The organism is Limosilactobacillus oris DSM 4864 (assembly GCF_001434465.1).
GTDB classification, from domain to species: Bacteria; Bacillota; Bacilli; order Lactobacillales; family Lactobacillaceae; genus Limosilactobacillus; species Limosilactobacillus oris.
In genome coordinates this window covers 40255-49814 of sequence record NZ_AZGE01000010.1, presented here as the reverse complement: position 1 = coordinate 49814, position 9560 = coordinate 40255, and the positions used below count along the sequence as shown (strand labels likewise).

At 50.7% G+C, this 9560-nt stretch carries 9 protein-coding genes; 5 read left to right on the top strand and 4 right to left on the bottom strand.

What is annotated here, in order from left to right:
- Positions 1-374: 374 nt before the first annotated feature.
- Together ald and FC49_RS05380 are read left to right on the top strand one after the other, a co-directional pair.
- Positions 375-1487, top strand: coding sequence for an alanine dehydrogenase (ald, locus tag FC49_RS05385; RefSeq protein ID WP_056984466.1), 1113 nt, complete (start codon positions 375-377; stop codon positions 1485-1487).
- A complete protein-coding gene (locus FC49_RS05380; protein WP_056984465.1) occupies positions 1480-2847 on the top strand; it encodes an APC family permease in 1368 nt (455 codons plus the stop codon). The genes ald and FC49_RS05380 overlap by 8 nt, the downstream gene beginning before the upstream one ends.
- A 102-nt stretch (positions 2848-2949) precedes the next feature.
- Here FC49_RS05380 and FC49_RS05375 read toward each other — a convergent pair whose 3' ends face one another.
- Genes FC49_RS05375 through FC49_RS05360 form a run of 4 tightly spaced genes read right to left on the bottom strand, consistent with a single transcriptional unit; the run spans position 2950 to position 5502 of the window.
- Positions 2950-3174, bottom strand: coding sequence for a hypothetical protein (locus FC49_RS05375; RefSeq protein ID WP_003715514.1), 225 nt, complete (start codon positions 3172-3174; stop codon positions 2950-2952).
- A gap of 15 nt (positions 3175-3189) precedes the next feature.
- Positions 3190-3696, bottom strand: coding sequence for a YbhB/YbcL family Raf kinase inhibitor-like protein (locus FC49_RS05370; RefSeq protein WP_003715521.1), 507 nt, complete (start codon positions 3694-3696; stop codon positions 3190-3192).
- A gap of 37 nt (positions 3697-3733) precedes the next feature.
- Positions 3734-4528: a tyrosine-protein phosphatase gene (locus FC49_RS05365; RefSeq protein WP_003715499.1), complete on the bottom strand. Its 795-nt coding sequence runs from the start codon at positions 4526-4528 to the stop codon at positions 3734-3736.
- Positions 4525-5502, bottom strand: a complete 978-nt coding sequence (locus tag FC49_RS05360; protein ID WP_003715572.1) for a GDSL-type esterase/lipase family protein — start codon at positions 5500-5502, stop codon at positions 4525-4527. Before FC49_RS05360 ends, FC49_RS05365 begins: the two co-directional genes overlap by 4 nt.
- Before the next feature lie 185 nt (positions 5503-5687).
- Here FC49_RS05360 and FC49_RS05355 point away from each other — a divergent pair, with 185 nt between their 5' ends.
- Genes FC49_RS05355 through FC49_RS05345 form a run of 3 tightly spaced genes read left to right on the top strand, consistent with a single transcriptional unit; the run spans position 5688 to position 9363 of the window.
- Positions 5688-6866 carry a galactokinase gene (locus tag FC49_RS05355; protein WP_004564449.1) on the top strand — a complete coding sequence of 393 codons (1179 nt, stop codon included), beginning with the start codon at positions 5688-5690 and terminating at the stop codon, positions 6864-6866.
- 29 nt (positions 6867-6895) lie between these two features.
- On the top strand, positions 6896-8344 hold the full coding sequence (locus tag FC49_RS05350) for a UDP-glucose--hexose-1-phosphate uridylyltransferase (RefSeq protein ID WP_056984464.1): 1449 nt from the start codon (positions 6896-6898) through the stop codon (positions 8342-8344).
- A 26-nt stretch (positions 8345-8370) separates the two neighbouring features.
- A complete protein-coding gene (locus FC49_RS05345; protein ID WP_056984463.1) occupies positions 8371-9363 on the top strand; it encodes a LacI family DNA-binding transcriptional regulator in 993 nt (330 codons plus the stop codon).
- The last annotated feature ends 197 nt before the right edge of the window (positions 9364-9560 follow it).

Here is a 9560-nt window from a genome sequence, read left to right as displayed (position 1 = left end):
TTCGTCCAACTATGGGGGTTCACTTCACAGCCTCTCTTTGCTATTTTAAAGGTAAAAGTGTAACAGGGTGCGGTAGCTGGTCTGCGCTCTGGTTGTTGATAAAGAATTAGTTTGGTAGAACTGTTATATTTTAAGACGAAGTGTGGTTAATTGTCCTGTTAGTGAATGAATGACAAGCGCAAAATAGCTCGCAGTAACCGCCTGAAAATTCACAAGACATTAGTTTGTGAAATAAGTGCTGTCACACATTTAAATAGGTAGGGAAATGCTTTTATATTAGTTCTTCACAAAAACGGGGCTTGTGAAATTACGATAATTATATTATTTTAAATATGAGCATAAGGGAGGCGCCAAATGAAAGGAGCATCTTAGTTATGTTAATCGGTATTCCAAAGGAAATCAAGAACCAAGAAGAACGTGTCGGTGCTACACCAAGCATGGTCGCCAGTCTGATTTCTGCTGGCCACGAAGTAATTGTGGAGCATAAAGCTGGGACTGGCAGCGGCTTTACTGATGCAGATTACACCGCGGTAGGAGCCCAAATTGGCTCAGCTGATGAAGCATGGCAGGCCGAGATGGTAATCAAGGTCAAGGAACCGCTAGAAGCAGAATATCACTACTTCCGTCCCGGAATGATTATCTATACTTACCTTCATTTAGCTGCTGACCCGCAGTTAACGGCGGCAATGCTAGAAAAAGGCGTAGTGGGGGTTGCCTATGAAACGATGGTCGGGCGCAACGGTGGTCTGCCGCTGTTAGCACCAATGAGTGAAATCGCTGGCCGGATGTCGGTCCAGGTCGGAATTCACTTCTTAGAAGAACCCCATGGCGGGAAGGGACGTTTGCTGGCTGGAACGACCGGAGTAGCCCGGGGAAAAGTAACCGTGATTGGTGCGGGGACCGTTGGCTTCAATGCTGCGAAGATTGCAGTGGGGCTGGGGGCCCAGGTAACCATTTTAGACATCAATGCATCCCGGCTAGAATACATTGATAATCTTTTTGACGGTAAAGTTCAGACCTTGATGTCGACACCACATAATATCGCAGCGGCGGTTGAAAAAGCTGACCTGGCAATCGGTGCCGTTTTGATTCCTGGTGCGAAGGCGCCAACCCTGGTGACGACGGAAACGATTGACAAGATGGAAGATGGTTCAGTGATCGTCGATGTGCCAATCGACCAGGGCGGGATCTTTGAAACAACTACTCATGCTACCACCCACGACGACCCGGTTTACGTCTCGCACGGGGTAATTCACTATACGGTTGCTAACATTCCGGGAGCAGTACCAAAGACTGCGACAGAAGCACTGACCAGCGCGACGACCGGCCCAGCACTGAAAATTGCCAACCTGGGAATCGCGGCGGCTGCTAAAAGTGACCACGAAATCGCAACTGGCGTCAACACTTATGATGGGAACCTAACTTCTAGGGCGGTGGCCGATAGCCTGAAGTTAACATATACTCCCCTGGATGATTTAATTGGGTAGCCACCGAATTGAGCCAAGCCTGGTTCTGCAAAATGCAGCAAAGGCTGAAAAAGATCGAACCCTCGGCCTGTTTGATCTAACGATTTTAGGTGTCGGGGCGATTATTGGGACAGGAATCCTAGTATTAACAGGGATTGTGGCTGCCCAGGATGCTGGCCCGGCCGTGACCCTCTCCTTCTTGATTGCCGCGACGGCCAGTTGTTTGATTGGCTTGTGCTACGCGGAATTAACAACGAGTATCCCGAATTCTGGTGGGGCGTATATCTATACTTGGGTTTCAATTGGCCGGCTGCCTGCCTTCTTTACTGGCTGGACCTTGCTGGGGGTCTATGTCGCGACAACCGCGACCGTGGCTAACGGGTGGACGGGCTATGTTAAGTCCTTCCTATATGAACTGAATGTTCACCTGCCAAGTAGCCTCCTCGTACCAGCGGGCAACGGTGGGCTGGTCAACTTACCAGCAGTGATAATGGTGCTGCTGATTACGTTGCTCTTAATGCAGGGAACTGGGCAGAGCAAGTTTGTTAACGACTGCCTGGTCTGTGTCAAATTAATTGTGATATTACTCTTCATTGTGGTTAGTATCCGGGATGTGAATCCAGTTAATTGGCGGCCATATTTCCCATACGGTGCCCAAGGAGTAATGACTGGTGCAGGAGCAGTCTTTTTCTCCTTCCTCGGCTTTGACGCGCTAGCAACATCGGCAGAAGACGCCCAGGATGTCCAACACTCTATCCCGCGAGCAATCGTTTACTCGCTAGTAATCTCGACCACACTGTATATAATCGTGGGGTTGATAATGACGGGCGTAGTTAAATATCCCAAGCTGGCCGTCTCAGAGGCGATGTCCTATGTTTTGATTACTCGTGGGCATAAGCTGGTTGCTCAAGTTGTTTCAGCAGGAGCTATTTTAGGAATCATTGCGGTTGTTTACGCCTTTATCTATGCGGGCTCAAATATTATGAAGGCAATGAGCCGGGGCGGGTTCCTACCAGCTTCTTGGTCGAAACTCAATGAGCGCAGTGGTAGTCCTAACCGGGCCATCCTGTTAAACGGCTGCTTAGCGGCTACCCTTGCCGGAGAATTTGACCTTCATTACTTGGCATTAATAGCGAATGTTGGTTCGCTGATAGTGTTTTTTCTGGTTTCCCTGATGGTGATTTTGCTAAGGAAACAGTATCCGCACTTAGCAAGGCCGTTTGTTGTGCCGGGTGGGAAGGTAGTTCCGCTGTTGGCAATGACGATTTGTATAGCCCTGCTAATAACAATTTCGAAAGAAGCCTGGTTGGCCTACATTGCTTGGTTGGTTTTCGGTGGGGTCATTTACATTGCCTACTCACGACACCACGTGATTGCTTAGTGATGCCGTTCAATCCGATGAGCAAAGTAATTCTTTGCTAGTTCAAACATTAAAAGAAACGCTCTCCAATTTTCAGTTAATTGGGGAGCGTTTCTTATATTATTACAGCTTATCCTTGACGTCATATGGCTGCGACTTTTGGTGGTCAGCCGGTAAGGCGTCCTTAGCGTAGAAAATGGCGTATTCTTCATCGTCGGGGCCCTTGGCGATAACTAAATCATCGCTCTGGCGTTCCCGCTTAAAAATCTGTCCTTTACGGACGGCTTCGTTGTAGTCATGGATGTTGGCGATTGAGTCGCCAGGATTAAAAAAGATTCTTGTTTCCATCTGTTATCACTTCCTTTAGGCGCGGCTCGGTAAGGTTGCTTTAGCTTTTGCCAGTACGTGGCCTGCACTTTGATGAATAAAGTCGTTTAGCCAGTATCCATCAGCGAGGGGCAGGTCCGTATCGAGGGCGTACACGGTCAGGGTGTAGTCATGGACCTTGTCAGGCGGCTGGGGCCCTACGTAGCCGCTGCTGATCCGGGGATCACCGTTGACAAGGCGACCGGCGTTACTGTTTTTTCCTTGAACAAACTGGTCGGCTAACTTGCGGCTGGCATTGGCCGGAATAGTTGTCATTGTTGCTGGAATGTTAGCTGCTAGCCAGTGAATCCAGGTAAAACCGCAGACCGGTGTGGAGTCAAAGTCGACAAAGACAAGGGCAAATGACTTGGTAGCCGCGGGGGCATCGCTAATACTGATGGGGAACGACTTGATGGGATGGTCCGCTAGTATTGCGCTGGCCGGAGCATATTTGCCGTATTCATCCGCTAGTAAGCCGTTTTCCAATGGAACTGAAACTTGCATACGCACATCCTCCTTATGTTCATCATTATAACCTTTCCTAGTCTAAATATAAACGCCGCAAGTCTGCTAAGTCACCGCGGGTCAGCTCCAGGCAGTCGGTCAGGTACTGTGTCGGGCTGCCAGCCAAGCGGTTAACAGTTTCAATGGCTGCGGTCAGGTAACCAGGAAAGACTGCCATCATATCACTGCGGTTCTTGATAACGGCGTCCCGATTACCCAGCTCAGCGGTACTGGCCCGCAGCTGGGCAACCCACCGGCGCCGAAAAGCGGCGGTGACATCGTTTGTCAGCAGGTAATCTTGGAGGATGGTTTCACGTGGAACACCAAGGGCGGTCAAAAGCAGGTAGGCGCCAAAACCGGTCCGGTCCTTCCCTGCCGTGCAGTGGAAGAGGGTTGCCCCGGATTGATTGCTTAATACTAGCTGAAACAGCTCTTGGTAGGCTTGCTGGGCGCTGGCTAACTGTACCATGTTACGGTATTCCAACTGCATATGCCGGTAGCCATTACCTACTTCCTGCATTTCTCGGGCGACTTCCTCGTCACTGCGAGAGGCATTGGTAACGTCGATACTGAAGACAGGGAGGTGGTAGTACTTGGCGGTTCGGGGCACCCGGTCAGGGGCGGCGGTGATTTCTGGCTTCGACCGCAAATCAATGTCAACGGTAACTGGGATTGCCGCGAGGGCTTCCTGATCTTGTTCGTCAAGGTTGTTAAGGGCGCCGGAGCGAATCAGACGGTGCCACTTAACGGTATGCCCATCGCTGGTTTGGTAGCCGCCAAGGTCGCGAAAGTTATAACCATGCTTAATCGGAAGTAATCGTTGTTGTGTCATGGGTGTATCCTCCTTGATTCAGCTAGTGCTGCTTTTAGTACCGGGACAAGGTGGTAAGCTGCGGTCGAAGAGCCGTTCTGGTTGGGGTGGAGCCCATCAGTGAAGTCCTGACACCAGCCGGTGGTATTCACCAGTTGGAATTGGTGGTGCGCGGCCAGCTGGCTGATTTGGTTTTGAAACGTCTGACTAAATGGCGTTAGGACCAGGACTTTGCTACCCGGAAAAGTGGTTGCAACTTGCCCTAGAAACTGGTCGTAAGCGCGGGTGAACTGGTCGCTGGCAAAGCGGCGGTCATTAACCCCTAAGTTCACTACTACCACCCGGGGCTGGTTAGCTTTCCAAGGGGTGACGTTGTCAATTGCCCCCAGGAAGTCCTTCGCGGTTGGGACGCCGCCGGTACCGGGCCGGAGAACGCCAGCGGCGGAGTAGGCGATGCGGACGCCGTCAATTGCTAACTGGTCACTGGCAATGCCGACATAGTTGCTTTCCGGCCGGTAATCGACTGCGGCGTGCTTACCCATTACCCAGCAGCCAGCGGTAATCGAATCACCGATAAAATCAACCAGGGGTCGTTTTGTGGCTGGTGTTAGCTGCCCGCCGTTAACAGCAATGCCGTTAATGGCAAAACCCTCCTGGCCCGTCCAAACCTCATCAAAGTCGCTGTTCCCCGCTGTCATGATTTCAACCAGGTGGCGGTGGCGGTCCGGCAGCTGTAAGCTGATTGAGGGACCTTGTACCTGGAAACGTTGCCAGGGCTGCTGGTCATAGCGCCACGCATAGACCTGGTGGGGGAAACCGGGGTGCCCGTTGTTGACTGTTTGCAGGTCAAAGGAAAGCGCTCCGGTAATATTGAAGCGGATAGTGCTGCCCAAGTTAGTGGTGTATAGTGTTGCCTGGCCCTTGATAGTTTTAACCACCCACCGGCCGGTTCGCTGGGCTAGCGGGAGTAATTGTTTTGGCGAATACTGCGTCATACGGGACCCCTCTTTGCTCGTTTTTTTCCATTTTAACATTGTTTGCTGTGTCATATTTTAGAAAGCGCTTACTATATTTATTTAGCGAAAATGAAAGCGCTTATTGACGAACCGGGTAAATGATACTAAAATATATTTAGTAAAAATTTACTATGTAGTTTATTTGGACAATGGAGGTTATCGTGATGGATAAGCAACAGTTTCTTGACGAATACAAGGCGGTATTTAACGAAAACGGCAAGGATGTTTTCTTCTCACCTGGTCGGATCAATGTGATCGGTGAGCATACTGACTATAACGGCGGACACGTCTTTCCGTGTGCCATCAGTATTGGGACCTATGGTGTTTACGGACCGCGGGAAGACAGTACGGTGGCGGTTTACTCTGCTAACTCCGCCAAGGAAGAAAACAGCAAGATTATTACCTTTGACATTAACGATGACCAGCCACAGGCAGCTGCTGATGAAAAGTGGGTCAACTACTTCAAGGGGATGCTGGTGTACCTCAAGGAGCGCAACTACAACATTGACCACGGCTTCAACCTGTACATCCACGGCTACCTGCCATACGGTTCTGGCCTGTCATCATCGGCTTCTATTGAAATGCTGATGGGAAACATTTTGAAAGATGAATTCAACCTGGACATTGATGAGGTCGAACTGGTTAAGCTGGGCCAGAAGACCGAAAATGACTTTGTCGGCCTGAACTCCGGAATCATGGACCAGTTTGCCGTCGGGATGGGGAAGAAGGATAACGCCATCTTCCTGGACTGCAACACCTTGGAATACAAGTACCTGCCCCTAGAACTGGGCGACTACGAAATCCTGATTATGAGCACCAATAAGACCCACTCCCTGGCTGGCTCCAAGTACAACGAGCGGGTGGAAGAATGTCAGGAAGCAGTCAAGCGTCTCAGCAAGAAACTGGATATTAGCAAACTTGGTGAAATTGATCCGGAAACCTTCGATCAATACACCTACTTGATTAACGATGACACCTTAATTCGCCGGGCCCGGCACGCGGTCAGTGAAAACGAACGGACTAAGCGGGCCATCGACGCGATGGAAAAGGGCGACCTGGAAGAGCTTGGCCGCCTGATCAACGCTTCTCACGTTTCCCTGAAGTACGACTACGAAGTCACTGGGAAGGAACTGGATACTCTGGCCGAAAGTGCTTGGGAACAACCTGGCTGCCTGGGTGCCCGGATGGTCGGCGGTGGGTTCGCCGGCAGTGCGATTGCCATCGTGAAGAAGTCCGCAGCCGAAGACTTTAAGAAGAACGTCGGCAAAATTTACCGGGACAAGATCGGCTACGATGCTAGCTTCTATGATGCCGAAGTTGTTGACGGCCCGCACAAGCTGTAATTAATGCCATTTGCAAGGAGAATGAGAAAATGAAGTTAATGGAAGAGTATGCTGATAAGGTAATTGCCAGCGGAGCCTACGAACCGCTGGACCGGATTTACGTACTGAACAAGATTCGGGCCCTGGTCGGCGACGAAGATGGTGAAGCCCAGGATGACCAGCCATTAGTGGCACAACTAGTTGACCTGGCCGTTAAACACGGGCAAATTGAAGACGGCCAAACCGCCCGCGAAATTCTCAATGACCAGCTTTATGACTTAATGACCCCGCGGCCGTCAGTTGTCAACAGTACTTTTTGGGAAAAGTACCAGCAGTCACCGGAAACGGCGACGGACTGGTTCTACAAGCTGTGTACCAGCAACGACTACGTTAAGGTTGCGGCTATCAAGAAAAACGTGGTCTTTGATAAGCCTACTAAGTATGGTAACTTAGAGATTACGATTAACCTGTCCAAGCCGGAAAAGGACCCCAAGGCGATTGCGGCGGCGGCCCATGACACCAAGAAGAAGTACCCGCAGTGTGCGCTCTGCATGGAAAATGAGGGTTACAAAGGCCGGCTAGGTCAAGCGGCCCGGAGTAACCACCGGATTATCCGGATGATGATTGGCGGCAAGCAGTGGGGCTTCCAGTATTCTCCATACGCCTACTTCAATGAACACTGCATCTTCCTGTACGGCGAGCACGAACCGATGAAGATCAACCGGCAGACCCTGGTTAACTTGGTTGAAATCGAAAACACGCTGCCCGCTTACTTCGTCGGCAGCAACGCGGACTTGCCAATCGTCGGCGGTTCCATGCTGGCCCATGAACACTACCAGGGTGGTCGGCACGTCTTCCCGATGATGAAAGCGACAATCAAGAAAGAATTGCACTTTGAAGATTACCCAGCAGTCAAAGCGGGGATTGTTAACTGGCCGATGAGCGATATTCGGCTGACCAGTGCCGACGCGACCCAGTTGATTGACCTAGGGACCCACATCATTGACGTTTGGGACCATTACAGCGACGAAAGTTTGAACATCAAGGCTTTCGATGGTGACACCCGCCACCACACCGTGACGCCGATCATGCACCGCGACGGTGATAGCTATGTTCTTGACCTCGTTTTGCGGGACAACAACACGAACGACCAGTACCCACTGGGCATTTTCCACCCACACGAAAAATTGTGGCACATCAAGAAGGAAAATATCGGCTTGATCGAAGTTATGGGGCGGGCCATCCTGCCAGCTCGTCTCAAAGACGAATTGGCGGAAGTTAAGAAGTTCTGGCTGGGCCAGGAAAATAAGATTGCGGACAGCCACCTGCCGTGGGCCAAGGAAGTACAGGACCGTCTGGAAATCACCAGGGACAACGTTGATGAAGTGCTGGAGCAGGAACTAGCCAATATCTTCGCTAATGTTCTGGAAAACGCCGGGGTTTTCAAGGACGACGCGGCTGGTCAGGCTGGTTGGGAACGCTTTGTAAACCAACTGTAAGGAGTAACTGAAAGGAGTAGTTAAGGATGGCAGTAACGTTACGAGACATTGCGAATAAAGCAGGGGTATCAATCGCTACGGTATCGCGGATCCTTAATAATGACACGACCCTTTCAGTAAACGAAAAGACGCGGCAACGGGTGATTGAAACCGCGGAACAGTTTAACTACACCAAGCACAAGCGGCCGCAAAGCAACCAGGTCCAAAAGATTGCCGTAATCCAGTGGTATTCGCTAACCCAGGAACTCGATGATCTCTACTACATGGCAATCCGGATGGAAATTGAGCGGTCAGCCCAGCAGCGGGGCCTGCAGACGGTGCCGATTTACCAGAACAACATGGAAGATATTCCCCAGGACGTGACGGGGATTATCGCCATCGGTAAATTTAGCAATTCGCAGGTCGAAAAACTGCGGCTGGTTACGAAGAACATCGTCTTTGTCGACTATGACAGTCTAGCGGCTGGCTATGACTGCTTAGTGCCTGATTTTGAAAATGCCGTGCGCTCGGTGATTGGCGAATTCCTCAATGAGGGAATCAAAGACATTGGGATGCTGGCGGGGACGGAAACGACGACGGATAACGAAATCGTGCCGGACCTGCGCCGCTTCTACTTTGAGAGTGACCTCCGCCAACGGGGCCTGTTTCACGAAGAATTTATGTTAGCCGGCGACTACACCTCGATGTCTGGCTATCAGGCAATGAAACAGGCGATTGACCGCCTTGGCGACCGCTTACCCCACGGGATTTTTATCGCTAATGATCCGATGGCAGTGGGGGCACTGAAAGCCGTCCAGGAAGCCAAAATCGCGGTTCCCCAACGGCTGGCCCTAATTAGTTTCAACGATACTGCTTTAGTGAAGTACGTTTACCCAAGCATGTCGGCTGTCCACGTGGCAACCGATGAGATGGCCCACGCAGCCGTGGAAATGATGATTAAACGCTTGCGGCGACCAGATGCCGACCCGTGTAAGACGGTTGTCGGCACCCACCTAATTAAACGGCAGACGACTAAGTGAGGGCAAACTACCGGGAAAATACACGGATTTTAAATTAGAAAGCGCTGAATAGCAGAGCATAACGCTCCGCTGTTCAGCGCTTTTTGGTGTTTGCCGATAAATGTGAATGGTTTTAAAAAACTTCCTGAATGTTGATATACCAGTAATGCAAAGCATCTTTGCTTGTCATCAATGGCCGCACTTTAATATAATCTATT